This is a genomic window from Pseudomonas sp. Q1, assembly GCF_009935975.1.
Taxonomy (GTDB): domain Bacteria; phylum Pseudomonadota; class Gammaproteobacteria; order Pseudomonadales; family Pseudomonadaceae; genus Aquipseudomonas; species Aquipseudomonas palleroniana.
In genome coordinates this window covers 112,557-136,715 of record NZ_QODI01000006.1, presented here as the reverse complement: position 1 = coordinate 136,715, position 24,159 = coordinate 112,557, and the positions used below count along the sequence as shown (strand labels likewise).

Sequence of the window (24,159 nt, the reverse complement as noted above, 5' to 3'; positions counted from 1 at the left end):
TTGCCTGCTGCCCGCTCTCTACTCACGGGAGAGCGGGCTTTATGTGGGAGGGGGCTTGCCCCCGATGGCGGTAGCACATTCAACAGCTCTGTTGACTGAACGACTGCTATCGGGAGCAAGCCCCCTCCCACATTGACGGTGTACACCTCCCGGCATTTTGAGTTTCCAAGGATCCGACCATGTCCCAAGACCGTCGCTACAGCTTCGAGTTCTTCCCGACCAAGACCGATGCTGGGCATGAAAAACTGATGGCCACTGCTGAGCAACTGGCCCGCTACAACCCTGACTTCTTCTCCTGCACCTACGGTGCCGGCGGTTCCACCCGCGACCGTACGATCAACACCGTGCTGCAGCTGGAAAGCCAAGTCAAAGTTCCCGCCGCTCCGCACTTGTCGTGCGTGGGCGACAGCAAGGCCGACCTGCGCAGCCTGCTGACCCAATACAAGCAAGCCGGCATCAAGCGTATCGTCGCCCTGCGTGGTGACCTGCCGTCCGGTATGGGGATGGCCAGCGGTGAACTGCGCCACGCCAATGACCTGGTGAGCTTCATCCGCGAAGAAAGCGGCGATCACTTCCATATCGAAGTGGCGGCTTACCCGGAGATGCACCCTCAGGCACGTAACTTCGAAGACGATCTGCGCAACTTCGTACGCAAGGCCAATGCCGGCGCCGACAGCGCGATCACCCAGTACTTCTTCAACGCCGACAGTTACTTCTACTTCGTCGAGCGTGTACGGGCCATGGGCGTGAACATCCCAATCGTGCCGGGCATCATGCCGATTACCAACTACAGCAAGCTGGCGCGTTTCTCCGACGCTTGCGGCGCTGAAATCCCACGCTGGGTGCGCAAGCAACTGGAAGCCTATGGTGATGACGTCAAGAGCATCCAGGCGTTCGGCGAACAGGTCATCACGCAAATGTGCGAACAATTGTTACAAGGCGGTGCGCCAGGGCTGCATTTCTATACCCTGAACCAGGCTGAACCCAGCCTTGCCATCTGGAACAACCTCAAGCTGCCACGCTAACGCTTGCCCGGTTGTGCCAAGGCCCTCGTCCAGACGAGGGCCTTTGTCGTTTTACGTAGCCACGGAACTGCGAAATCCGCCCCACCTCCGATCAAGGCCCATGCCCACTTGATGGACGCTGCGGCGAAATAGCTCGCGCCGCCAATGCGCGTGCCAGAGCTTCTCTTTAGGGCTGGAGCGTCGTAATCTCCCGGCATGCCTGTCATTTTAAAGCTGTTGACTGCTGCGCTTTTCGCTTGCCTGAGCCTGGCCGCTTACGGCGAGAAGCTGCGCATTGTCACTGAGCCTTGGACGCCCTACGTCTACGACGACAACGGCACCATGCGCGGGCTCGACTATGAAACCACGGTGACCGTGTTCCAGCGCCTGGGGGTGGATGTGCAATGGCAGTTCCTGCCCTGGAAGCGCTGCCTGGCAATGCTCGACCAAGGCCACGCCGATGGTGCGCTGGATATTTTCCACAGCCACGACCGCGATGCCCTGCTGCTTTACCCCAGCGAGCCGTTATCGGAGGTCGAGTTCGTGCTGTTCTACGCCAACGAACGCCCTCACCCCGCCAAGACCCTGGACGAGTTGCGCGGCCTGACGGTCGGCATCTCGCCAGGCTACCTGTATGGCAGCGCCTTCAGTGACTCCACGGCCTTCAACCGCGAACCCGCTCCCAGCCACGAAGCCAATTTCGGCAAACTCATGCTGGGGCGCATCGACCTGCTGATCACTGACCGACGCGTGGGAATGCATGTCATCAAGGACCTGGGCCTGGAAGGCAAGGTCAGCCAGGCACCGCTGGTGGTCAGTCGCCAGCAGCAATTTCTGGCCGTACGCCGTGGCGCGGGCATGGACCTGCTGGTGCAACGTTTCGCCGCCGAGCTCAAGCGCTTCAAACAAGAGCCGGCCTATGCCGTATTGAGCGCAAAATACGGCGATGCCCACCTGCACACCATCCCGATTACCACGCCCGCAGGAACCGTTGAGCAGCAGGAAAGCAGCGCGCAGTGATTGCTCTGTTATACTCCGGCCTTTCCGCCAGGCTTACGCCCGGCCGCTGAGGTCTTGAAAAAGGCACCTAACCCAGCTACTGCGCAGCTTTCAGCCCGCGCGAGCCGGTGGAGTGCCCGCCAGACGCAGCAGGACCGGACGGGGTTGCGCTCCCCTAAGCGCCATTCACGCCCGGCAAGATTATCCCTTTGGGCCAAGCCCTAACTAAAACAGGATTACTCATGTCCTTTGCTTCCCTCGGTCTCTCCGAGGCTTTAGTCCGCGCCATCGAGGCTGCGGGCTATACCGAGCCTACTCCGGTGCAACAGCGGGCCATTCCCGCCGTGTTGCAAGGTCGCGACCTGATGGTTGCGGCACAGACAGGTACTGGTAAAACCGGTGGTTTCGCCCTCCCGATTCTGGAGCGGTTGTTCCCCAACGGTCACCCGGACAAATCCCAGCGTCACGGCCCGCGCCAACCGCGCGTACTGGTCCTGACCCCAACCCGCGAACTCGCAGCCCAGGTGCATGACAGCTTCAAGCTGTATGCCCGCGACTTGAAGTTCGTCAGTGCCTGCATCTTCGGCGGCGTCGGCATGAACCCACAGGTTCAGGCCATGTCCCGGGGCGTTGACGTGCTGGTAGCGTGCCCGGGTCGCTTGCTCGACCTGTGCGGTCAAGGCAGCGTCGACTTGTCCCACGTCGAAATCCTCGTGCTGGACGAAGCCGACCGCATGCTCGACATGGGCTTTGTCCATGACGTGAAAAAAGTCCTCGCCCGTCTGCCGGCCAAGCGCCAGAACCTGCTGTTCTCGGCGACGTTCTCCCAGGACATCACCGCCCTGGCCGGCAAGCTGCTGCACAACCCGGAGCGCATCGAAGTCACGCCACCGAACACCACGGTCGAGCGTATCGAGCAACGTGTGTTCCGCCTGGCCGCCAGCCACAAGCGTGCATTGCTGGCCCACCTGATCACCGCCGGCGCCTGGGAACAGGTGCTGGTGTTCACCCGTACCAAGCACGGCGCCAACCGCCTGGCCGAGTACCTGGACAAACACGGCCTCACCGCCGTCGCCATCCACGGCAACAAGAGCCAGAACGCGCGCACCAAGGCCCTGGCCGACTTCAAGGCCGGCACCGTACGCATCCTGGTTGCCACCGACATCGCCGCCCGAGGCCTGGATATCGACCAGTTGCCGCACGTGGTCAACTTCGAACTGCCTAACGTCGACGAAGACTATGTGCACCGTATCGGCCGTACCGGCCGCGCCGGTCGTTCGGGTGAAGCCATTTCCCTGGTTGCACCGGACGAAGAAAAACTGCTGAAAAGCATTGAGCGCATGACCAAGCAGAAGATCGCCGACGGCGACCTGATGGGCTTCGATGCCAGCGCCGTAGAGGCTGAAAAGCCTGAAGCGCGCGAGCGTCCGGACGTGCGCAACCCACGCAACCCACGCGGTCCTAAGGGCGATGGCCCGAACGGCGGCGGTGGTGGCGGCGGGCGTCGCGACAAGGGCAAAGACAAGGGCAAGGAAAAGTCCGCGAGCAACGGCCGTGGCGAACGCCCAGCCCGCGAGCAGAAGCCCCGCGAAGGCACACCGGCCCGCGAACAGCGCCAGCCGAGCCAGCCACCCCGCGCCGCAGCCGACCGTGCTCCGGACGAGTTCCTGGACGACGATATCGACAACTTCGGTAACCGCGTCGACTACGTGCCTCAGGCCAAACCGGCCCAGGGCCGTGGCCGCCGCCCAGGTGCTCCGGCACAGGGCGCAGGCGCGGGCGCTCCGCGCAGCGGCCAGCCTCAAGGCGGCCGCCAGAACGGCCCACGCAACAGCAGCGGCGGCACCGCCGGCACCCCACCAGCCAAGCGCAATGGCGGACGTAATGGCGCATCACGTGACGGCCAGGCCCGTCGCGAAGATTCGCGTAACCGCCGCCCGGCCCGTGACGACCAGCCTCGCTCGTCTGAACCTGCCGTGCAGAACCCGCGTGGTGGCCCGGCGCCGAAGATCATCCACAAGGAGTCCAAAGCCGACCGCTTCCCGACACCCGAGCAGCTGGATCAACTGCCAGGCCGTCCTCGTGGTGAAAAACCAGCGCTGCTGACCCGCAACCGCTGAGTTTTCAAGCCCCATAAAAAATGCCCCGCATCGAAAGATGCGGGGCATTTTTGTATGCGAGGCGAAAATTACTTCGCTTTCACACCTTCAAAGGTGATGTACAAATTAACCACGTCGGACTGTGGACCTACGTCCATGCCACCTGGATTGAACTCCTTGCGGCTGATCGAGGTGGTCCCTTCAAAGCCGGCACGGTAGCCGCCCCATGGATCCTTGCCTTCACCCAGGAACGTAGCCTTGACCACGATAGGCTTGGTCACGCCGTGGAAGGTCAGGTCGCCAGCCACATCGGCAGTCTGCTTGCCATCAGCATTCTTGCCGGTTGGCTTGACGCTGGTGGAAACGAACTTGGCGTCCGGGAATTTGCCCGACTCCAGGAAGTCCTTGCTGTTGACGTGCTTGTCACGTTCAGCATGGTTGGTGAACACACTGGCAGTGCGCACATTGACTTCGATCTTGGCGTCTTCAGGCTTGGCCGCGTCAAAACTGAACTTGCCGTCCAGATCCTTGAAGGTACCGGTGATGTAGCTGTAGCCCAGGTGGCTGATCTTGAAGTCGACGAAGGCGTGCTGGCCTTCTTTGTCGATCACATAGTCGGCAGCCATTGCCGAACCTGCGGACAGCAGGGCAGAACCGATTGCCAGAGCGGCGAGAGTCTTTTTCAACATGCTTTCTATTCCTTGTGAGTCGAGGTTGAACATCAGGCTTTGCGCCCCAGCATTCGCGTCAGGGTCACATCACGATCGATAAAGTGGTGTTTCAATGCAGCCACGCCATGCAAACCGGCGAAAACCACCAGCACCCAGGCCAGATACAAATGCACCACACCCGCGGTATCTGCCTGGTCCGGTAGACCGGAAACCAAGGCAGGAATTTCAAACAGGCCAAACACCGGGATACCGACACCGTCGGCGGTGGAAATCAGGTAACCGGCAATCATCACGGCAAACAGCCCGAGATAGAGAAACGCGTGGCCAAATGCGGCCCCCATACGGGTCAAGCGGCTATAGCTGGCCAGCGGTGGTGGCGGCGGGCTGATCAAGCGCCAGACGATCCGCACCAGCATGATGGCAAACAGCGTGATGCCGATGCTCTTGTGCAAATCCGGAGCTTCTTTGCGCCAGGCGCTGTAATAGTCGAGACCGACCATCCACAAGCCCAGGGCGAACAAACCAAACACCACCAGGGCAACGCCCCAGTGCAAGACCATACTGACCCAACCATAGCGGGCCTCTGAATTGCGTAGCTGCATGTACTTAATCCCGTAAGAGCTGTGCCAAGCCTAGCGATTTACCTATCGAATTAAAGCGGAAAATTTTGCTTTGAAATATCAAGAAATACGATATTGAGAGTAGGCAGATTAAATTAACAAGGGATTAAGGACTATCCAGAAGAAACGTGACAGACCGTCCTGTGTTTACTGCCTATTCGCACGTAATGGGTTGTGACACGGCCGCCCATTGCATAGGCTTGCGCGATTGTTTCGCCTGCGTGGTGCGCAGGACCGCTTCGAGGAGAAAACCGATGGGCTTGAACAACCAGTGGATGCAACGCGACCTCGCGGTGCTGTGGCACCCCTGCACCCAGATGAAAGACCACCAGCAATTGCCGCTGATCCCCATCAAGCGCGGTGAAGGCGTGTGGCTGGAAGACTTCGAAGGCAAGCGCTACCTCGACGCCGTCAGTTCCTGGTGGGTCAATGTGTTTGGTCACGCCAACCCGCGCATCAACCAGCGCATCAAGGATCAGGTCGACCAGCTTGAACACGTGATCCTCGCCGGTTTCAGCCACCAGCCGGTGATTGAGCTGTCCGAGCGCCTGGTGCAAATGACGCCTGAGGGCCTGACCCGGTGCTTCTACGCCGATAATGGATCGTCCTGCATCGAAGTCGCGCTGAAAATGAGCTTTCACTATTGGCTCAACCGGGGCCTGCCGAACAAGAAGCGCTTCGTCACCCTGACCAACAGCTACCATGGCGAGACCATCGCCGCGATGTCGGTAGGCGACGTGCCGCTGTTCACCGAAACCTATAAGGCGCTGCTGCTCGACACCCTCAAAGTGCCCAGCCCGGACTGCTACCTGCGCCCTGAGGGCATGAGTTGGGAAGAACACTCGCGCACTATGTTCCAGGCCATGGAACAGACCCTGGCGCAGCACCATGAAACGGTCGCCGCCGTCATCGTCGAGCCGCTGATCCAGGGCGCCGGCGGCATGCGCATGTACCACCCGGTCTACCTCAAGCTGCTGCGCGAAGCCTGCGACCGCTACGGCGTACACCTGATCCACGACGAAATCGCCGTGGGCTTCGGCCGCACCGGCAGTATGTTCGCCTGTGAACAGGCCGGCATCCGCCCGGACTTCCTGTGCCTGTCCAAGGCCCTCACCGGCGGCTACCTGCCGCTGGCCGCCGTGGTCACCACCGAAGACGTGTACAGCGCGTTCTACGACGACTACCCCACCCTGCGCGCCTTCCTGCACTCCCACAGCTACACCGGCAACCCGTTGGCGTGCGCGGCGGCCCTGGCCACCCTGGATATTTTCGAAGAAGACAACGTCATCGAAAATAACCAGGCCCTGGCCCAGCACATGGCCAGCGCGACTGCGCATCTGGTTGACCACCCCCACGTCGCGGAAGTCCGCCAGACCGGCATGGTGCTGGCCATCGAGATGGTCCAGGACAAAGCCACCAAGACCGCCTACCCCTGGCAGGAACGCCGTGGCCTGAAGGTATTCGAACATGCCCTGGAACGTGGCGCGCTGTTGCGGCCGCTGGGCAGCGTGGTGTATTTCCTGCCGCCCTATGTGATTACGCCACAGCAGATCGACTTCCTCGCCGAGGTGGCCAGCGAAGGCATCGATATTGCGACCAACAGCCGCGTCAGCGTGGCGGTGCCCAACAATTTCCACCCCGACTTCCGCGATCCCGGCTGACTGATCGTTCCCGCGCTCTGCGTGGGAACGCATCCCCGGACGTTGCGCGTCCGCTCTGCAGACCCTTTTCCAGAGAACACAAATGAGATTGTCCCGTTTCTTCACCGACACCCCGCTGAGTCTCGGCGATCACGAATTGCCCGAAGCCCAGGCGCATTACATCAGCCGCGTGCTACGCATGACGGAAGGCGACGCCGTGCAATTGTTCGACGGCTCCGGCCAGGAATTCCTGGGCAGCTTGCTGGAAGTCGGCAAAAAGCGCGTCACCGTGCAGCTGACGGAACGTTTCGCAGGCCAGGCCGAATCACCGCTGCACATCCACCTCGGCCAGGGCCTGTCCCGGGGCGAGCGCATGGACTGGGCGATCCAGAAAGCCACCGAATTGGGCGTCAACGCCATTACCCCGATTTTCAGCGAGCGTTGCGAGGTGCGCCTCAAAGACGAACGCGCCGACAAACGCCTGCTGCACTGGCGCCAGGTGGCGATCAGCGCTTGCGAGCAATGCGGACGTTCAACGGTGCCGGTGATCCATCCGCCGCTGCTGTTGGCGGACTGGTTGAAGCAGACCGAGGCCGACCTGAAGCTGGTGCTGCATCCGGTCGCGGCGCCGCTGGTCAGCCATGCCAAGCCCTCGAGCCTGGCCTTCCTGATTGGCCCCGAGGGTGGGCTGACGGACGCCGAAGTCGAAACCGCCCAAGGCGCCGGCTACCATGCCGCCCGCCTTGGCCCACGGGTGTTGCGTACCGAGACGGCACCGGTGGTGGCGCTGGCGGTGGCCCAACAACTGTGGGGCGATTTCTAAGCCTGTTTGGTAAAACCAATCCCGATAATGTGGGAGCAAGCCCCCTCCCACATCCACCTCTATCCAGGCGGGGTTATCAGTCCACCGGATCACTGACCGGCTTGGCGATAATCGCCTTCAACTCAGCGGTCATCGGGAATTCCAGGTTCAGGCCCTTGGGCGGAATCGGCTGTTCAAACCAGCGCTGGTAAATCCCGTTGATCTCCCCGCTGCGATACAGGTCGCCGAGTGTCTCGTTGACCACGGCCAGAAATTGCGGGTCGTCCTTGCGCACCATGCAGCTGTAGATTTCCCTCGATTGCTCCTTGCCGACCACCACCCAGTGGTGCGGGTCCCTGGCCTTGGCGCGCTCGCCGTACAGCAGCGCGTCATCCATGTAGAACGCCGCCGCACGGCCGGTCTCCAGCATCTTGAACGCTTCGCCATGATCCTTGGCGCTGATCACGAACATATTGGTTTTGTGCTCGGCGTCATAGCTCTTGAGAAAGCGCTCGTTGGTGGTGCCCGCAGTGGTCACCACGTTCTTGCCCTTGAGGTCGTCGAACCCCTGGATGCCACTGTCCTTGGCGGTGAGCAACTGGCCCTTCACGTAGATAAAGCCATAGGAGAAGGCCACCTGCTTCTGTCGCTCGGCCGTCACCCCGGTGGACCCGCACTCCAGGTCGACGGTGCCGTTCTGCACCAGGGGAATGCGGGTCTGGGAGGTCACCAGGTTGTATTTGACCTTGAGGTCCGCCACCCCGGTTTTCTGCTGAATGCGTTCGACGATCTTGTTCGCCAACTCCACCGAATACCCCATGGGCTTGCCGCTCTGGTCCCCTACGTAGGAAAACGGCACCGATGCGTCGCGGTAGCCCAGGGTGATGGACCGGCTGCTGGCGATCTTGCTCAGCGTGCCCTCCAGCGGTGCTTCGTTCGCATAAGCCTGTGCCCCGAGTAAAAGCCCCAGGGTGCAGCCGCTCAACAGGATTTTTTTCATTGTTATGCTCCGTTGGTTTTTTGGATTATTGACGTACGGCGATCACGCTGATTTCCACCTGTACACTGGGCCGCGCCAGCTCCGCTTGCAGCGTGGTGCGCGTTGGCGCCATGCCCGGGGATAGCCATGCGGACCACACTTCATTCATCGGGGCAAAACCCGCGCCGATATCTTTCAGATAAATAGTCGCATTGAGCAGATGGTCCTTATCGCTACCGGCCTGGGCCAGCAGCGCATCGATCTTTGCCAGGACCTCGCGGGTTTGTGTCGCCACGTCCTGGCCTTCGCCCGGCACCTGACCCGAAAGAAATACAAGATCCTTGAAGGTGACGGCGCCAGAGAGGCGCTCGTTGCTGTCGATTCGGCTGATGGTCATGGGACATCCTCATGCAGCGCGGGGCGCCAGGCCCTGCATATCAATGGAAGGAACCTGCTGGCCAATCAACTCAGCCAGCAGTTGGCCGCTACCGCTGGCCAGCGTAAACCCGAGCGCGCCATGGCCCAGGTTCAACCACAGGTTGCTATAAACACTGGCGCCGATCAGCGGCACGCCGGTCGGAGTGGCCGGACGCATGCCTGCCCATTCGACCGCGTGGGCATAGTCGCCGGCCAGAGGGAAAGTCTCCAACGCCTGACGCTTCATCAGCGCCAGGCGCTTGGGTTCAAGGCGGGCGTCAAAACCGACGATGTCCACCATGGCCGCCACCCGCAGTTGCTCACCGATGCGCGCGTAGACGATCTTGCGGTCGTAGTCGGTGATGCTCACACTCGGCGCCCGGTGCTGTGGGCCGATGGGCACGCTCAGGCTGTAGCCCTTGAGCGGATACAGTGGCAGCGCCAACCCCGGCAGGCCCAACTCAGCACTGCGATGGCCGGCCGCGAGTACCAGTTGTTCCACGGGCAGCACTTCATCGCCCAACTCGACGGCCCGCACCACGCCGTTGGCGTGGCGAATCGCAGTCACCCGCCGCCCCAGCAAAAACCTGCACCGGCCCGACGCCTCAAGCCGCTCGGCGAGCCGCCGGCAGAAGGCATGACAATCGGCAACTTCCTCGTTCGGCGTGTAAATGCCGCCGACAAAACCACCGTCTGCCAGTGCGGGTTCTAAACGCGCGCACTCCACGGCCGACAGTACTTGCTGCTGGAGGATATCCGTGACTTTGCTGCGTGCCTGTTCAAACGTGGCCGCGTGGCGGAAGGTCACCAACTTGCCGTTACGCCGCCAGTCGAAACCGTCCAGATGATCATCCTCGCGCCAGCGCTGCAACGTGTCCTGGCTCAGGGACGCCAGGCGCAGCAGGTGCTCGGCATTGCTCTTGTTGACCGAGCCACGGCAGGCGCCAAGAAACGCGGCCATCCAGCGCCATTGCTGAAGGTCCAGGCGCGGGCGCAGCCTCAGCGGCGAGTCACCACGCAGCAACCAGCCAATGGCTTGCAGGGGGACACCGGCGTCGGCCAACGGTGCGACGTAGCGATAAGACAACTGCCCACCGTTGGCGAAACTGGTTTCACTGCCCACACTGTCGCGAGCCTCGATCAGTGTCACCTCATGGCCCGCCCGCACCAACGCGTAGGCACTGGCCAAACCGATGACGCCACCGCCGATGATGCAAACTCGCTTGGCCATCCCCGCCACCCGTGGTTGAAGTAAGAGGTTCCAAGGGTAGAGGCAGGTGACAGGTCACCGACAATGAATAAAGATGGTCCACCTATAAACAAAGGTTATGGACTTGCCATGCGCTTGCGGCATATCGAAATTTTCCAGGCCATCCGCCAGACCGGCTCCGTCAGCGCCGCCGCGCAGTTGTTGCACGTCTCGCAACCGGCAGTGACCAAGGTGTTGCAACACGCCGAATTGCAGCTCGGCTTCCCGCTGTTCCTGCGGGTGCGCGGCAAATTGCAGCCCACCCCGGAAGCCCTGGCGCTGGAAAGTGAAGTGGAGAAAGTCATCCAGAGCCTGCAAGGGGTGCGGCGCCTGGCCAAGAGCCTGCGCCACGAGCCTGGGCAAAGCGTGCGCATCGGTGCGATTCCGGCGCTGGCATTGTCACTGTTGCCACCGGCGGTGCTGGAGTGGAAGCGCGATTACCCGGACATCGCCTGCGAGCTGTCCAGCGACCACAGCCGCGAGCTGGTCCACAAGCTGTTGATGCGCGAGATCGACCTGGCGCTGACGCTCAACTTCTCCGGCCATCCGGGGCTGACCACCCAGGTGCTGGCCAACGGTGTGCTGGTGGCGTTGGCGTCCAAAGGCTATTGGCCCGAAACCGCGTCGGCTCAACCTTTACCTTTATCGGATCTGGCCGGCGCACCGCTGATTGGCTTGTCCAGCGCTGACCCACTGGCGGCAAAACTCGAGAGTTACCTGGAAAGCGTCGACCCGGCGCCTCGGGTGACCCTCTCCGTACAGACCTACTCCCTGGCCCGGGCCATGGTGGAGTCCGGCGCGGGCTTGACGGTGATCGATCCCTTCACTGCATCAGGTGCCTCGACGACCACCACCTGCATCCGCACGCTCACACCGCCGCTGCCCATCACCCTGTATGCCTTGACCCGCGCCGACGAGCCGCCGCCGCATATGCTGGCCAAGCTGGTGGAGATCTTCGGACTGCGCGCCAGGGAGCTACTGGAGCGCTTATAAGACGTAATGCATGATCGCCACGAAGTGCAGCAGGCTGCCGCCGATCACGAACAGATGCCAGATCCCGTGGGAATGCCGCAGCCGGTCCTCCAAGGCAAAGAAGATGATGCCGACGGTGTACAGCACCCCACCCGCCGCCAGCCAGGTAAACCCCGCCGTGCCCAGCGCGGCGATCAGCGGCTTGACGGCCACCAGCACAATCCAGCCCATCACCGCGTAGATCACGATCGACAGGATGCGCGCCTCGGAGCGCGGCTTGATCTCCTGCAGGATGCCGATCACCGCCAGCCCCCACACGATGCCGAACAGCGTCCAGCCCCACGGGCCACGCAAGGTCACCAGGCAGAACGGCGTGTAACTGCCGGCAATCAGCAGGTAGATAGAGAAATGATCGACCTTCTGCATGATCTCTTTTCGCCGCCCGCGCACGCTGTGGTACACGGTCGACGCGCTGTACAGCACCAGCAACGTAAAGCCATAAATCGCCACGCTGACAATCTTCCACGGGCTGCCATCCAGGCTTGCCACCACCAACATCCACACTGCACCAATACACGCCGCCACTGTGCCGAGCAAATGGCTCCAGGCGTTGAATCGTTCACCGTGGTACATCTGTCACCGACCTCCCTAACCGTTAACCATTGGCGAGCTAGCGTCCAACCTTGCGCATAAGAGTGCAAGTGTCTTGTGACGTTCCGAGGACGCCACGCGGTTTTGCGGGCACAATCGAACGCATTCGAACAAGAGCCACGGCCATGCTGATCGACGAAGAGTTCACCCTCAAGAAGCTGGAAATCTTCCTGGCGTTCATGCGCACCGGTAACCTGGCCCGCGCCGCCGCCGAGCTGCAAACCAGTAACGTCAGCGTGCACCGCGCCATCCACTCCCTGGAAAATGCCCTGCGTTGCCCACTGTTCAAACACGAAGGGCGCAACCTCACCCCGCTGGAAAGTGCCTACGTGCTGGAAGAGCGCGCGCAAAAACTGGTCGCCGATGTGGTCGACAGCGTGCGCTTGACCCGTGAAGCCGCGGGTTTCTCCGCCGAACGCTTCAAGCTCGGCGCGTTGTATTCGCTGACGGTCAAGACCGTGCCGCAACTGATCATGGGCCTGAAAATACGACGCAGCGAACTCAACATCGACCTGATCCTGGGCTCCAACTTCGACCTGCTCTACAAGCTCAAGAATATGGAAGTGGACGCGATCCTGATCTCCCTCGATGAACACGCCAACGACCCTGACTGCGAACAGATCGCACTGTTCTCGGATGACATCTTCCTCGCCACCCCGGCCGACTCGCCGTTCGATCGCGAGCAGCAGATCGACCTCGCCGATGTTCGCGACGCCACCTTCATCACCCTCACGCAAGGCTTCGCCACCCACCAGGATGGCAATCGCGTATTCAAGCAAGCTGGGTTCGAACCGAAGGTCGCGATGCAGGTGAATGACATTTTCACGTTACTGAGCATGGTCAGTTCGGGAGTGGGCTATGCCCTGCTGCCGGGACGGATTGCGGCGGTGTATGAGAACCGGGTGAAACTGATACCGCTGCAACCGCGGTATCGGTTGCAGCAGCATATTGGCGTGGTGTTCTTGAAGGCCAAGGAACGCGACCCGAATTTGCTCGCGTTGCTGGCGGAGTGTCGGATGTATGCCAACCGCCAGACCGCTATCGGGAGCAAGCCCCCTCCTACATTTTGATATGTGAACCCAATCAAGTGTGGGAGGGGGCTTGCTCCCGATGACGCCAGACCAGACAACACAAACTGCAGCGTCAGCCAACCAGCCCACGCACAATGAAGTACAGCACCGAAGGCCCGAGCAAACATCCAAGCCCGGTATGGAACGTCGCCGTCAACGCCCCATAAGGCACCAACCGCCGATCCGTCGCCGCCAGCCCCGCCGTCACTCCGCTCACCGTGCCGGCCAAACCGCCAAACACCATCGCCGAGCGCGGGTTATCCAAGCCCATCCAGCGCGCCGCCACCGGGGTGCCGACCATCACCAGAATCGCCTTGATCAAGCCGGTGGCAATCGACAGCGCCATCACATCCGACGTCGCGCCAATCGCCGCGCCGGTCACCGGGCCGACGATGTACGTCACCGCACCGGCGCCGATGGTGGTCATGCTGACCGCATCGCGATAACCAAAGGCCCAGGCCATGCTGGCGCCGACAATAAACGGCAGCACCGTGCCCAGCAGCAACGCGATCACGCCGATCAACCCAGCCTTGCGCGCTTCGGTGGCTTGCACTTCAAACGCCGTGGCCACGATGGCGAAATCCCGCAGCATCGCACCGCCCATCAGGCCAATGCCGGAGAACAACGCCACATCGGCCAAGCCCTTTTGCCCGCCGGTAAGTGTGCCGCCGACCCAGGCCAGTACCAGCCCGATAACGATGGCAATCGCCGAACCATGAATGCGCCCGAACGTCAGGCGCTTGGACAGCACCACGGAAATCCACATCACCACACCCACGAAGGCGAATGCGGTAACCAGGCCGTTATGTTCCAGACCTTTCTCGATGAGGTCCCACATATCAGCGACCTCCTGCCGACGCGATCAGCGGCTCTTCAGCGGGTAGCGGTTCGCCTTTGTGGGTGCGGCTGATCAGGGCAATCGTGCAACCGCAAACCAGTACCGAACCGATGGCCGCCAGTACCGCCACCGGCCCACCGTGCAGGGCCGTCACCACGTTTTGTTGCGCCGCCATCGCCACCACCACGGGGATGTACATCGCGCCCCAGAAGCCCACGCCCATCTCGCAATCCTTGGTCATGCCACCGCGTTTTTGCATCCACAGGCGGGCGCAGATCAGCAGGATCATCGCAATGCCCACTCCGCCCACGTTGGATTTGACGCCCAGCAACACGCCGAGCATGTCGCCCATGATCACGCCCGCTAGCGTGCAGATCGCCAGCAATGCCACACCGTAGATAATCATTGTTGTTGTCCTCAAAGTGCTCGATCGAAATTGTTGTTTTTGTACTTCGAATGCCTTGGGTGGGGCTTTATCGGTGGCGGCGTTCCTCCTCTTGCAGCAGGGCCTGCAAGGTGTCCAGGCGCGCGCCTTCATAGGCGATCACCGTGCCTTGCTCGAACACCCGGCGTGACAGGCCGGTCAGCACGGAGCCCGGCGGCAATTCGATTTGCAGGCGCACGCCGCGCTCATAGGCGCTTTGCACGGTGCCGCGCCAATCGACGATGCGGCACATGTTGAACGCCAGGTCATCGCGCAGTTGCTCGGGGTTGTGGATAGGTCGGGCACGCGTGCTGCTCAGGTAGGTGATGCGAGGCGCCTTGAGTGCAACGAAGGCTTGTGCCAACACCTGGGCGGGTTGCTCCAGCAGCGCGCAGTGGGACGGCACGCTCACCGCCAGGCGCTTGGCAATGCCGTTGCCCTTGATGCGCTCGGCGACAAGCGCCATCGCCGCGTTGCTGCCGGCAATGACGACCTGGTTGTCGGCATTGATATTGGCCAGGTACACCGGGGTTTGCGGGCTGTGGATAGCGGTCAGCAAGGCTTCGACGGTGGCTAACTGCGCACCGATGATCGCCGTCATGCCATACCCTTGTGGATAAGCCTGCTGCATCAGTTCGCCGCGCAGGCTGACCAGTCTGACCGCGTCGGCAAAATCCAGGGCACCGGCGATCACCGCGGCCGGATAAGCACCGATGGAGAGGCCCGCCACGTAATCCGGTGTGTATTGCAGCTGGCGGGCATGGGCCACCCCGCTGATCAACAGGCACAGTTGCACGGCGCGCGTCGACTCAAGGGCTTGCGCGCAATCGAGTTGGCGAACGTCCTCGCCCAAGGTATCGCTGGCTTCATCCAGCACAGCGGCAGGCAATGGCTGGAGCATGCCCGGCCGTTGCGCGCCCTGCCCCGGAAACACCAGCAGGCTGCTCATGCCACGGCCTGCCAGGGGTTGAATACGAGGTGCGCACCGCTGACGGTTTTCAACAACACGCGGCGTGACGGGCCAGCCCATTCGCGTAAAGCGACCGCGCCGAAGGGCGTTTGCAGTTGCAGGTCCACCGCACACACGGCCGTGTTCAACAACGCCAGCAGGTCCCGCGCGGCATGCCGATCAAGCGGTTCAGGTGTACACAGAATCAAATCCAGATCGCTTTGGGCATGCAGCGCCTCGATGCCGCTGGCCAACTCAAAGCCGGCGCTGCCGCTGACGCCCCAGTCCAAAGACGCCAGCAACGGGCGCAGTTGATCAAGCGCGCGCAATGCCGGCATCTCCCGCGACGAGCGGCGCTCACGCAGGGCTTGCGGCGTGACGCTGCGCTGCACCGAGTGCAGGGGCATGGTCGTGGCAAAACGTTGCTCGCGTAAACGCCCACGCACACCGACCGCCACAGAGCCAGGCTCGGTGATGGCGCGACGCACCACCACCGGGTGGCCGGCGCTGATCGCGTCCAGCGCCCAGGCCGGTGCATCGGCAGGCAGTTGCGCCGGGGTCATGCCCCAGAGCAAATCGTGCGCGTTCACCATTGCTCCCGCAGCAGTTGGCGTACGTGGCTGGAGGCGGCGCGATTGGAGGCGCCCAGGCGCCCGCTCAGATCGGTGCTGGCGATATCCTTGATCGCGTGCACCAGGCAGTCGCTGACCCGCGCCACATCATCCGCCGTAGGCTGTTCGATCTGGCTGACCGACAGCGTCTCCCAGAGCAAACCGAGGCTGGCATAACTGTCAATGTCGTAGGCCATGGGCGGCACGCTGGCAGCCAGGGCTTCCAACTCTTCGACGCTGCGCAGGGTCACCCGCGCGGCAGAAGCTTTGCCCATGGCATGCACCATCACACCCGGGTCGCGCAGGGCGATCAAGCGATTGGCCTGGTAGCCGTGGGCGAGAAACGCACCCGACATGGCCTTGCCCACCAAGAGCGCAATCACCGGGTGCCCGGCCAAGCGAGCGCGGGCGTAACTGTCGGCGGCGGCGGCCAGGGCCTGATGAATGCCGAGGGCTTCTTCGCGACGCCCGTAGGCTTGGCTGGGCACATCGACGATGGCAATGATCGGACGCCGGTCGCCACGGGCGATGGCGTCATCCACCGCCTTGGCCAGGCCCCAGCCTTCGAGCAAGCCGACTTCCCCATTGCGGGCACGGGCAAAGCGGTTTTGTGGGTCGGTGACCACGGCGATAAAGCGCACGGCTTGCCCGCCCAAGGCAGCGTCGGCGACCCTCAATGAAGCCGGCAAGCCCTCAACAGGCGTCGCCCCGGCGCTCAATGCGTTGAACCACTGCAAGCCTCTCATGGGAGTTCTCCTTGATACAGCTTGCGCACCGTCGCCGGATCGATCTGCGGCGTGGCGTCCAGTTCGGCCAGGCGCGCCAAGTAGTACTCGGCCTGACGGCTGCGCTGTTGAGCGGGTAAGCCTTGTTGCAGCAGCGCGGTGACGGTCTGCTGGATCTGCACGGCATCGTCCGCGACATAGCGGTCGGCCAGGCCACTGTTAAAGCGTTGCTCCCCTCCGGTGAGGCTCCAGATGAAAGGCCGGTCACGGGAGTCATACTCATCCAGGCCCGCTTCCTGCTCGATCACTTGCGGGCCGTTCAGGCCCAGGCGGGCTTCACGGGTGACAACGAGGTAGCTGCACAGCCCGGCCGCGATGGACATGCCGCCAAAGCAACCGACACTGCCGGCCACCACGCCGACCACGGGCTGGTATTGGCGCAGGTCGACAATCGCCGCGTGGATATCGGCAATCGCGGCCAGGCCCAGGTTGGCTTCCTGCAGGCGCACGCCACCGGTTTCCAGCAACAGCACGGCACGCGTGGGCACACCGTTGCGGTTGTCTTCGGCCGCCAGCTCCAAGGCGCCAGCGATTTTTGCGCCACCGACTTCACCGAGGCTGCCGCCCTGGAAATTCCCTTCGATGGCCGCGATCACTACCGGCAACCCGGCCATGCTGCCCTTGGCGATCACCACGCCATCGTCGGCCTGGGGTACCACGCCCTGGCGACTGAGCCAGGGCGACATCACGCGCTGGAACGGATCGATCAGTTCGCGCAGGGAGCCGGCGTCCAGCAATGCCTTGGCCCGCTGACGAGCGCCCAATTCGACGAAGCTGTGTTTAGCGAGCAAGTCAGTCATGCCCGACCTCCTCGAAACCCTGCTCCAGGCGCAGCCGCACCACGCCGGGCGTCGCGCCGAAATCGTGAATATCAATGCGCAACGCCGGTGGCGTCTGCTCCTGGAAAATCCGCTCAAACAGATGACGCCAACGTTGTTCGGCGCCATTCACCGAGGTTTGCACCTGGATCGTCAGCGTGCCCGCCGTGCCTGGCTCCAGCAGCACTTCCAGGTCTCCCGAACCGACACATCCCACCAATGCACGGCCTTTGGGCGGCACCCCGGCGGGGAATTCAAAGGATAAGGTTTCCATCACAACGCTCCGTCGAGGCGGTCGATAAACAGGCAGGCGGCCAACAGGTCGGCAGCGCCGCCGGGGGAGGCATTCAGGGCCAGCAGTTGCAGGTCCAACTCGTGCAGTCGGCGGCGTCCGGCGAGGGTTGCGCTGCCGCCAGCCTCCAACACGGCTTGGGCACCCTGCTGCATGGCGCTGATCCCTTCAGGGCCGGCACGGTAGAGCACGCAGGTGTCGGCCAGCTCGGTCATGATCGCCAACAGCGCGTCCAGCCGAGCGTTCTGCTCACCGACGTTTTGCAGGCGGCTTTTACGCAGTTGCGGCAAGCCGCGTTGCATCACCGAAAGGAAGCCGAGCTGGGCTTCCTCGCGAGCACCGCGCGCGCCGTAGCGTTGCGCAACTTGTGCGCCGTGGCTCAAGGGTTGCGGGGCATAGCGGTCATTGAGCAGGGCCAGCCTGGCGGCAGTCAGCGTGACAGCGCGGGGTTGCAACGCGGCGGCGGCGGTAAGCAGACCGAGCGCCCAGATCGCCCCACGATGAGTGTTCACGCCTTGAGTGGTGATCAGCATCGCTTGCTCACCTTCGCGCCCCAGCCGCCCGAGGGCTTCGCGCAGGGGCAGGCCGATTTCACCGAATTCGATCGCCGCCTCGGCCATGGCCTTGAACATCGGCCACAACGACAACGCCGAGGCGTGCATCAGGCCCAGGTGCAGATCGCTGTGGGCGCCGTTGCCGCGACGGTCCACCAAGGCGGGTTTGGGCGACAGGTCGGCCTCATCGATCAGCGCATCGACGGCCAGGTCGGCCAGCCGATCGGCGAGGCTGAGTTCATGCAATTTGAGGGCGCGCATTTACCAGCTCCTGAACTTGGCGGGCGGGTTGTACAAACCACCGGACCACTCCACCAGGTCGGCCACGCTCTTGGCGGCCAACAGCTCGCGGGTGGCGTCGGTACGGCGGATGCCGAGGTCTTCGGGCAAGGCGATCAAACCTTCACGACGCATGCGTGCGGTGTCCTTGGGGTTATGGCGCATGCCGATGGCCGTTACGCCTGCAACGGCGGCGATCATCGCTTGGCGCTCTTCCAGCGAGCGCGCCTTGTACAGGTAGGCAATGCCTTCTTCGGTGAGCAGGTGGGTGACGTCATCGCCGTAGATCATGATCGGCGCCAGCGGCATGCCGCTTTTACGGGCGACTTCCACCGCATCCAGCGTGTCGACGAAGGTGGGTTTGCCCCCTTCCTGGAAGGTCTCGACCATTTGCACCACGAGTTTTTTGCCGCGCTCAAGCAAGGCTTCCGGCGCGTCGTCGTGGCGCATATCCAGCCAGGCCGGTGTGCCATGCCGGCGGCCGCGTGGGTCGTGGCCCATGTTCGGCGCGCCACCGAAACCGGCGAGGCGGCCACGGGTGACGGTGGAGGAATGCCCATCACCGTCCACTTGCAGGGTGGCGCCGATAAACAGGTCCACCGCGTATTGGCCGGCGAGTTGGCAGAACATCCGGTTGGAGCGCATCGAGCCATCACGGCCGGTGAAAAATACATCGGGCCGTGCGGCGATATAGTTTTCCATGCCCAGCTCGGTGCCGAAACAATGCACGCTCTGCACCCAGCCGCTTTCGATGGCCGGGATCAGGGTTGGGTGTGGGTTCAGGGTCCAGTTACGGCAGATCTTGCCTTTGAGACCGAGGGATTCGCCATAGGTGGGCAGAATCAATTCAATCGCGGCGGTGTTGAAACCGATGCCGTGGTTGAGCGACTGCACGTTGTGTTTTTCGTAGATGCCGCGGATCGCCATCATCGCCATCAGCACATGCACCGGCTTGATGTGGCGCGGGTCGCGGGTAAACAGCGGTTCGATGTAGAACGGCTTGTCGGCCACCACCACAAAATCCACCCAGCTCGCCGGGATATCGACGCGGGGCAAGTCAGTAACGTCGTCCACCAACTGATTGACCTGCACGATGACGATGCCATCGCTGAACGCAGCGGGCTCGATCAAAGCCGGGGTGTCTTCGGTACTCGCGCCGGTGTAGATGTTGCCGGCGCGGTCAGCCATGAAACCGGCGGAGAGCACCACGTTGGGGATCAGGTCCACCACCAGTCGCGCATAGAGTTCGATGTAGGTGTGGATCGCGCCGATTTCCAGCAGGCCATCTTCCAGCAACTGGCTGATGCGCAGGGATTGGGTGCCGGCGAAAGAGAAATCCAGCTTACGGGCGATGCCTTTTTCAAACAGGTCCAGGTGCTCGGAACGGCCGACACTGGGCATGATCATGTGCAAGTCGTGGAGCTTGGCCGGGTCGGCCTTGGCCAGGGAGCGCGAGAGGAAATCGGCCTGCTTCTGGTTGTTGCCTTCCAGCACGACGCGGTCGCCGGGGAGGATCAGGGCTTCAAGGGCCTCGACGATTTTGTCACTGGCCAGCACGGCCCCGTCTGCGTATTGCCGGACCAACCCGAGGCGCCGCTGCTTCTCGTCGCGCCGCCGCGTCCAGCGCGAGTCGGGGGTGATTGTTGTTGTCATGGTCGCTCCACGAGGATTGCTGTCGTGGGCTGTACCTTAGGAGTGAAACTGGGGGGTATCAATCAAGCTGGTCGTTGGACTATTACGCTTGGGTTAACGATAACCCGAATGAATACAGGCATTCACGTTCTATGGGAGGGTTGGCGGTTTTCAAGTACTCCCACATTTGATCAAGTCATTCCCACTGATAGCTCGCCAACAGATACTCCACGCTACTCAGCAATGTCCTCGCGTTGTCAATCAACTGGGCTAACAGCGAATCGTCTTCATCCATATAACCTTCGTACTCCGCCAGGTTACGACGCTCATGACATAGCGCCAGCAACCTCACCGCCACCTTACTCACGTCGCAGGTATGAATCAGGCATTGAAAGACCAGATAGCGTTTCTCAGAGCGATACCCTTGCAGGCGTAGCGCCGTGAGAGCGAGAGCATGAGCGGCGTTATAGGCCAGATCGAAACGACTGGCGAACGATAACTGTGGATTACCAGCGTCCTTCAACCGATCCCTGGCTGAACGCATCAACCCATCGCACTCCTTGCGATCCGGCGGTTCAGCCTTTAAGCCACCACTACGTTGCAGGTTCTCCAGGTTTGCCTTGTTGTCCATCCGTGGGTTCCAGGGGGTTGTCCCCAATCAGGTTGATCTTGTCCTGCTGCATGACCCGCCGTACAAAACTGTTCCCCGCATGCCATTTGCCTATCCAGTCTTCAGGGGTGTAAAGCGTCGGGTTGATGGTGCGGCCCAGCTGTTCTTCCAGCGGCATCAACTGCTCCATGACTTCACTGTAGTTGAGGCTTTCGCCAACCAACATGAGATCTATGTCACTGGATGAGTGCGCCTCGCCCTTGGCGATGGAACCGTAGATAAAGGCCCAGGTTATCTGTTCGGCAAACGGTGTCAGTGCATTACGCAATGGCTCGTCCAGGCTCAAGGTCTTGCGCACGATGGCCAACAACTCCGAGTAAATCGGACATTGGGGGTTGGCTTGGTAGTGGGTCTGATTGCCCTGGCGTGTCATGTTCAAGATACCTGCCAACTGCAAACGCTCCAGCTCACGGGTGAGACTGCCCTTGCCCACTTGGGCCCAGCGTGCGATTTCATTGGTAAAGAAACTTTGATCGGGCTTGCCGTAAAGCAGGCCAAGCACTTTTTGCTGAGTGACGGTAAAGAGCACAGTGCTGAGCGGCAAGGTATGCATGACGGCGGCCAAAGAGTCCCAAAAAGGGAACGATAGGTCCCATTTTGGGAACGATCAAGTTTTAAAGCACAAGGGATCTCCCGCGCACAGCCGCAATCACAAGTACAGCAGACATAAAAAACGCCCACTGAATGGCTATAGACGCTGGTGCGCCCACGTGCTCAAGGCAAAAACACTTCCTGTAGTGAGCGGGCTTGTCCCGCGCTGGGTGGCGAAGCCGCCCCAACAGGGACGCTGGGGTGTTTCAGATAGACCGAGGCGCCTGGGTTTGGGGCGGATGCGCCACCCAGCGCCGGGCAAGCCCGCTCACTACATTGAATGTTGCAGGCCCAACGCGCAGCATCGGTCAATCACAACGCCATCACCACCTTGACTCCTCCAAGGCTTTCAAGAACGTAGCTGCTGTACTCATACACTCGCCCCCGAACATCCAAGCGAAGCACGCCCTCATGCCCACTGACTTGCACAGTGGGCTCCTGGGTTTTCAGAAAGGGATGTGCCGAGACCAATGTCTTGAGTAGTTCCTGATCATTTCCCAGATCCTTATGCACGTAGTACCTGTAGGAAAAACCCACCGTCGCGCCCCCCTGACCATCCCGAGCGCCGTAGATAGAGGTGCCGTTACCCAGGGAATACTTGAGTACTACCTCATCCAACTGCGGCGTACCGGAGCTCATCAACCAACTGATCGCCAAGTACCCGAGACACATCACCAGCAGCCCGTTGAGCAGGCCTTGAACCGGCCATTTAATATCCTTGGCTTTTCGCATATTCGATACCCTCCTTGATCCAGTGCTGGTCAATCTGATCATCGCCGTACGGCGCGTCTCCCCACCAGTCTCCAAACTCCGCCCGGGACGTCCCCGCCGCCTTTTGCGCAGCACCGGCCGCTCGCAACAGCAAGCCTTCCGGAATGCCCAGCACCGTGCCGGTAACCCCATAGTTGAAGTTGCCGAACGCCTCTGGCTGTCGATGCAAAGTGCCTACGACCTATGGCATGCCTAGGTCTGGAAGCGAACATATTTGTGTGTGGGAGGGAGGGGGCTTGCTCCCGATGGCTTGCTGCCTGTCGATACATCCTTGGCTGACCCACCGCTATCGGGAGCAAGCCCCCTCCCACACTCGCTCAGTGGTGTTTGTCAGTAAGCAGTCCCGCAGAGGGACCGCTTCACACTTCCGGCGACGGGCTGACTTGCTCCAGCGCACGATCCACCAACAACTGCCCCAACTCCACCATTTGCTGGATCCCGAGCATAACGGCGCGCTGGGACGTGTCCAAGTCAAAAGCCAGATTGCAGGTGAGAACGTTGAGGGAGGACAGGGTTTCGCTGGCGTTGACCAGCAGGGTTTCGGTGTTTTGATGAGGGTTTACGGTGAAGATTGGTGGGTGAGGCGTAGGTTTGATCATGATTCGCAGCTCCGATATGGGATGGAAACTGCCCTCTTCCGCTTGCACGCGAATTAAGGTGGCAGCCGTGCGCAGGTGTGCAAGACCGGGCATATCGGACCCCGGCAGATCCCGAAGAATCTCCCACGCACAGCCGCCATAACAAGTACAGCAGACATAAAAACGCCCACTGAATGGCTATGGGCGCTGGTGCGCCGACATGTAACCGGACTTGCACGTCCGTGTCACCGTTTTTTGCGATGACGGGACGAAGACTAGGCGCGCCGACTGCACGCGACAAGTTCATGCACGGCCCAAAATCTTGCAGGAGAAATCCTGAGCAACCGCCTCCCCTCATTACCCCTACAGGCAGCAAAGAATGCTCCGACAGGCTTTTCAGGTTGTTGCTCGGAACTCGCCTCTCTAGCCTTTTCCATCCGAATCGTGCCACGGGCAGGCATCATGAATCCGACTGTTAAATTCGATGCAAGGTCATTGCAGGGCGTGATGCATCACATCACAATTACGCCATGATCGTCAGCTGGAAACATAAGGGCCTTAGGGCCTTCTATGAGACCGGTTCAACCAGAGGCATCAACGCAAACCATGCAAAGCGCTTGCGCCGTGTTCTGCTCATTCTGGACAAAGCCGAGCACCCTGATGCGCTGGACCTGCCTGGCTGGCGCTTCCATCGTTTGAAGGGCGACCTGATCGACTACTGGTCCGTCAGCATAAGTGGTAACTGGCGCATCATTTTTCGGATGTTCGACGACCAGGTCGAATTGGTCGATTATCTTGACTACCACTGAGTGGAGGTATCGATATGGGTATGCACAACCCACCTCACCCAGGTGAAATTCTGCTTGAGGATGTGGTTCCCTCGCTGGGTATCACTATCACGGAAATGGCGCGGCGCCTCGGCTTCGCGCGAGAAACCTTTTCAAGGATCTTGCATGGCCGCGCCCCGGTCAGCCCGGACCTTGCCGTTCGGCTGGAACGGGCCGGCGTAAGTACTGCCCAGTTATGGTTGTCGATGCAAAGTGCCTACGACCTGTGGCAGGCCGAACATCGGGAGCAGCCGGTGATTGAGCGGTTTGTGCGGCCTGAGTAGCAAACACGAACGTACAGACGCAGCAGATCAACCGGCCCGCGACGTGGCCTCCCCCCACACGTTGATTCGTACAAGGCCTGAAA

At 61.4% G+C, this 24,159-nt stretch carries 29 protein-coding genes; 9 read left to right on the top strand and 20 right to left on the bottom strand.

Annotated elements, in window-relative coordinates:
• Positions 1-179: 179 nt before the first annotated feature.
• The 3 genes from metF to DK870_RS11420 all read left to right on the top strand — a co-directional run bounded on the left by metF (position 180) and on the right by DK870_RS11420 (position 4,123).
• The gene (metF, locus tag DK870_RS11430; RefSeq protein WP_060753421.1) at positions 180-1,025 is read left to right on the top strand and encodes a methylenetetrahydrofolate reductase [NAD(P)H]; all 846 of its coding nucleotides are present in this window, start codon (positions 180-182) and stop codon (positions 1,023-1,025) included.
• Between the two features lie 195 nt (positions 1,026-1,220).
• Complete coding sequence (locus DK870_RS11425; RefSeq protein WP_161548665.1) at positions 1,221-2,024, top strand: ABC transporter substrate-binding protein; 804 nt, start codon at positions 1,221-1,223, stop codon at positions 2,022-2,024.
• Positions 2,025-2,245: 221 nt separating this feature from the next.
• Positions 2,246-4,123 carry a DEAD/DEAH box helicase gene (locus DK870_RS11420; protein ID WP_104994909.1) on the top strand — a complete coding sequence of 626 codons (1,878 nt, stop codon included), beginning with the start codon at positions 2,246-2,248 and terminating at the stop codon, positions 4,121-4,123.
• A gap of 68 nt (positions 4,124-4,191) precedes the next feature.
• Here DK870_RS11420 and DK870_RS11415 read toward each other — a convergent pair whose 3' ends face one another.
• Complete coding sequence (locus DK870_RS11415) at positions 4,192-4,791, bottom strand: YceI family protein (protein WP_060753425.1); 600 nt, start codon at positions 4,789-4,791, stop codon at positions 4,192-4,194.
• A gap of 32 nt (positions 4,792-4,823) precedes the next feature.
• On the bottom strand, positions 4,824-5,375 hold the full coding sequence (locus DK870_RS11410) for a cytochrome b (RefSeq protein WP_060753426.1): 552 nt from the start codon (positions 5,373-5,375) through the stop codon (positions 4,824-4,826).
• A gap of 272 nt (positions 5,376-5,647) precedes the next feature.
• Here DK870_RS11410 and DK870_RS11405 point away from each other — a divergent pair, with 272 nt between their 5' ends.
• Both DK870_RS11405 and DK870_RS11400 read left to right on the top strand, forming a co-directional pair.
• Positions 5,648-7,054 (top strand): adenosylmethionine--8-amino-7-oxononanoate transaminase, encoded by a 1,407-nt coding sequence (locus tag DK870_RS11405; RefSeq protein WP_060753427.1) that lies wholly within the window; start codon positions 5,648-5,650, stop codon positions 7,052-7,054.
• An 82-nt stretch (positions 7,055-7,136) separates the two neighbouring features.
• A complete protein-coding gene (locus DK870_RS11400; RefSeq protein ID WP_060753428.1) occupies positions 7,137-7,856 on the top strand; it encodes a 16S rRNA (uracil(1498)-N(3))-methyltransferase in 720 nt (239 codons plus the stop codon).
• Positions 7,857-7,932: 76 nt separating this feature from the next.
• On the opposite strand, the gene DK870_RS11395 is transcribed toward DK870_RS11400, so the two are convergent.
• The 3 genes from DK870_RS11395 to DK870_RS11385 are packed head-to-tail and all read right to left on the bottom strand — an operon-like array spanning position 7,933 to position 10,462.
• Positions 7,933-8,835, bottom strand: coding sequence for a transporter substrate-binding domain-containing protein (locus tag DK870_RS11395; protein ID WP_060753429.1), 903 nt, complete (start codon positions 8,833-8,835; stop codon positions 7,933-7,935).
• A gap of 25 nt (positions 8,836-8,860) precedes the next feature.
• On the bottom strand, positions 8,861-9,211 hold the full coding sequence (locus DK870_RS11390; protein WP_060753430.1) for a RidA family protein: 351 nt from the start codon (positions 9,209-9,211) through the stop codon (positions 8,861-8,863).
• Between the two features lie 9 nt (positions 9,212-9,220).
• A complete protein-coding gene (locus DK870_RS11385) occupies positions 9,221-10,462 on the bottom strand; it encodes a D-amino acid dehydrogenase (RefSeq protein WP_104994910.1) in 1,242 nt (413 codons plus the stop codon).
• 108 nt (positions 10,463-10,570) lie between these two features.
• Between DK870_RS11385 and DK870_RS11380 the strand changes: the two genes are divergently transcribed.
• The gene (locus DK870_RS11380; RefSeq protein WP_161548664.1) at positions 10,571-11,473 is read left to right on the top strand and encodes a LysR family transcriptional regulator; all 903 of its coding nucleotides are present in this window, start codon (positions 10,571-10,573) and stop codon (positions 11,471-11,473) included.
• On the opposite strand, the gene DK870_RS11375 is transcribed toward DK870_RS11380, so the two are convergent.
• Positions 11,468-12,085, bottom strand: coding sequence for a hemolysin III family protein (locus tag DK870_RS11375; RefSeq protein WP_060753433.1), 618 nt, complete (start codon positions 12,083-12,085; stop codon positions 11,468-11,470). The two genes, DK870_RS11380 and DK870_RS11375, sit on opposite strands and share 6 nt — an antisense overlap.
• Positions 12,086-12,228: 143 nt before the next feature.
• On the opposite strand from DK870_RS11375, the gene DK870_RS11370 reads away from it, so the two are divergent.
• A complete protein-coding gene (locus DK870_RS11370) occupies positions 12,229-13,173 on the top strand; it encodes a LysR substrate-binding domain-containing protein (RefSeq protein ID WP_104994912.1) in 945 nt (314 codons plus the stop codon).
• A 73-nt stretch (positions 13,174-13,246) separates the two neighbouring features.
• Here the strand turns inward: DK870_RS11370 and madM are convergent, their stop codons facing one another.
• The 14 genes from madM to DK870_RS11300 all read right to left on the bottom strand — a co-directional run bounded on the left by madM (position 13,247) and on the right by DK870_RS11300 (position 22,986).
• Entirely contained in the window at positions 13,247-14,011 is a 765-nt protein-coding gene (gene madM / locus DK870_RS11365) for a malonate transporter subunit MadM (RefSeq protein ID WP_060753435.1), read from the bottom strand.
• A 1-nt stretch (position 14,012) separates the two neighbouring features.
• Positions 14,013-14,417, bottom strand: a complete 405-nt coding sequence (madL, locus tag DK870_RS11360; RefSeq protein WP_090368256.1) for a malonate transporter subunit MadL — start codon at positions 14,415-14,417, stop codon at positions 14,013-14,015.
• Between the two features lie 67 nt (positions 14,418-14,484).
• On the bottom strand, positions 14,485-15,384 hold the full coding sequence (gene mdcH, locus DK870_RS11355) for a malonate decarboxylase subunit epsilon (protein WP_104994913.1): 900 nt from the start codon (positions 15,382-15,384) through the stop codon (positions 14,485-14,487).
• Positions 15,381-15,977 carry a malonate decarboxylase holo-ACP synthase gene (locus tag DK870_RS11350; protein ID WP_104994914.1) on the bottom strand — a complete coding sequence of 199 codons (597 nt, stop codon included), beginning with the start codon at positions 15,975-15,977 and terminating at the stop codon, positions 15,381-15,383. Before DK870_RS11350 ends, mdcH begins: the two co-directional genes overlap by 4 nt.
• On the bottom strand, positions 15,971-16,741 hold the full coding sequence (gene mdcE / locus DK870_RS11345) for a biotin-independent malonate decarboxylase subunit gamma (RefSeq protein ID WP_104994915.1): 771 nt from the start codon (positions 16,739-16,741) through the stop codon (positions 15,971-15,973). Before mdcE ends, DK870_RS11350 begins: the two co-directional genes overlap by 7 nt.
• Complete coding sequence (locus DK870_RS11340) at positions 16,738-17,580, bottom strand: biotin-independent malonate decarboxylase subunit beta (protein ID WP_104994916.1); 843 nt, start codon at positions 17,578-17,580, stop codon at positions 16,738-16,740. The genes mdcE and DK870_RS11340 overlap by 4 nt, the downstream gene beginning before the upstream one ends.
• Positions 17,573-17,872 carry a malonate decarboxylase subunit delta gene (locus tag DK870_RS11335; protein WP_161548663.1) on the bottom strand — a complete coding sequence of 100 codons (300 nt, stop codon included), beginning with the start codon at positions 17,870-17,872 and terminating at the stop codon, positions 17,573-17,575. Before DK870_RS11335 ends, DK870_RS11340 begins: the two co-directional genes overlap by 8 nt.
• Entirely contained in the window at positions 17,872-18,705 is an 834-nt protein-coding gene (locus tag DK870_RS11330; RefSeq protein ID WP_161548662.1) for a triphosphoribosyl-dephospho-CoA synthase, read from the bottom strand. Before DK870_RS11330 ends, DK870_RS11335 begins: the two co-directional genes overlap by 1 nt.
• Positions 18,706-20,376 carry a malonate decarboxylase subunit alpha gene (mdcA, locus tag DK870_RS11325; RefSeq protein ID WP_090368242.1) on the bottom strand — a complete coding sequence of 557 codons (1,671 nt, stop codon included), beginning with the start codon at positions 20,374-20,376 and terminating at the stop codon, positions 18,706-18,708.
• A gap of 175 nt (positions 20,377-20,551) precedes the next feature.
• The gene (locus tag DK870_RS11320; RefSeq protein WP_060753444.1) at positions 20,552-20,986 is read right to left on the bottom strand and encodes a hypothetical protein; all 435 of its coding nucleotides are present in this window, start codon (positions 20,984-20,986) and stop codon (positions 20,552-20,554) included.
• On the bottom strand, positions 20,949-21,578 hold the full coding sequence (locus DK870_RS11315) for a nucleotidyltransferase domain-containing protein (protein ID WP_104994920.1): 630 nt from the start codon (positions 21,576-21,578) through the stop codon (positions 20,949-20,951). Before DK870_RS11315 ends, DK870_RS11320 begins: the two co-directional genes overlap by 38 nt.
• Positions 21,579-21,928: 350 nt before the next feature.
• Positions 21,929-22,348, bottom strand: a complete 420-nt coding sequence (locus tag DK870_RS11310; protein ID WP_161548661.1) for a hypothetical protein — start codon at positions 22,346-22,348, stop codon at positions 21,929-21,931.
• Positions 22,326-22,556: a polymorphic toxin type 44 domain-containing protein gene (locus DK870_RS11305; protein ID WP_161548660.1), complete on the bottom strand. Its 231-nt coding sequence runs from the start codon at positions 22,554-22,556 to the stop codon at positions 22,326-22,328. Before DK870_RS11305 ends, DK870_RS11310 begins: the two co-directional genes overlap by 23 nt.
• A 190-nt stretch (positions 22,557-22,746) precedes the next feature.
• Positions 22,747-22,986: a DUF6124 family protein gene (locus DK870_RS11300; RefSeq protein WP_090368238.1), complete on the bottom strand. Its 240-nt coding sequence runs from the start codon at positions 22,984-22,986 to the stop codon at positions 22,747-22,749.
• A 509-nt stretch (positions 22,987-23,495) separates the two neighbouring features.
• Between DK870_RS11300 and DK870_RS11295 the strand changes: the two genes are divergently transcribed.
• Entirely contained in the window at positions 23,496-23,774 is a 279-nt protein-coding gene (locus DK870_RS11295) for a type II toxin-antitoxin system RelE/ParE family toxin (RefSeq protein WP_065938127.1), read from the top strand.
• Positions 23,775-23,788: 14 nt separating this feature from the next.
• The gene (locus DK870_RS11290) at positions 23,789-24,076 is read left to right on the top strand and encodes a HigA family addiction module antitoxin (protein ID WP_060753449.1); all 288 of its coding nucleotides are present in this window, start codon (positions 23,789-23,791) and stop codon (positions 24,074-24,076) included.
• Positions 24,077-24,159 lie beyond the last annotated feature (83 nt).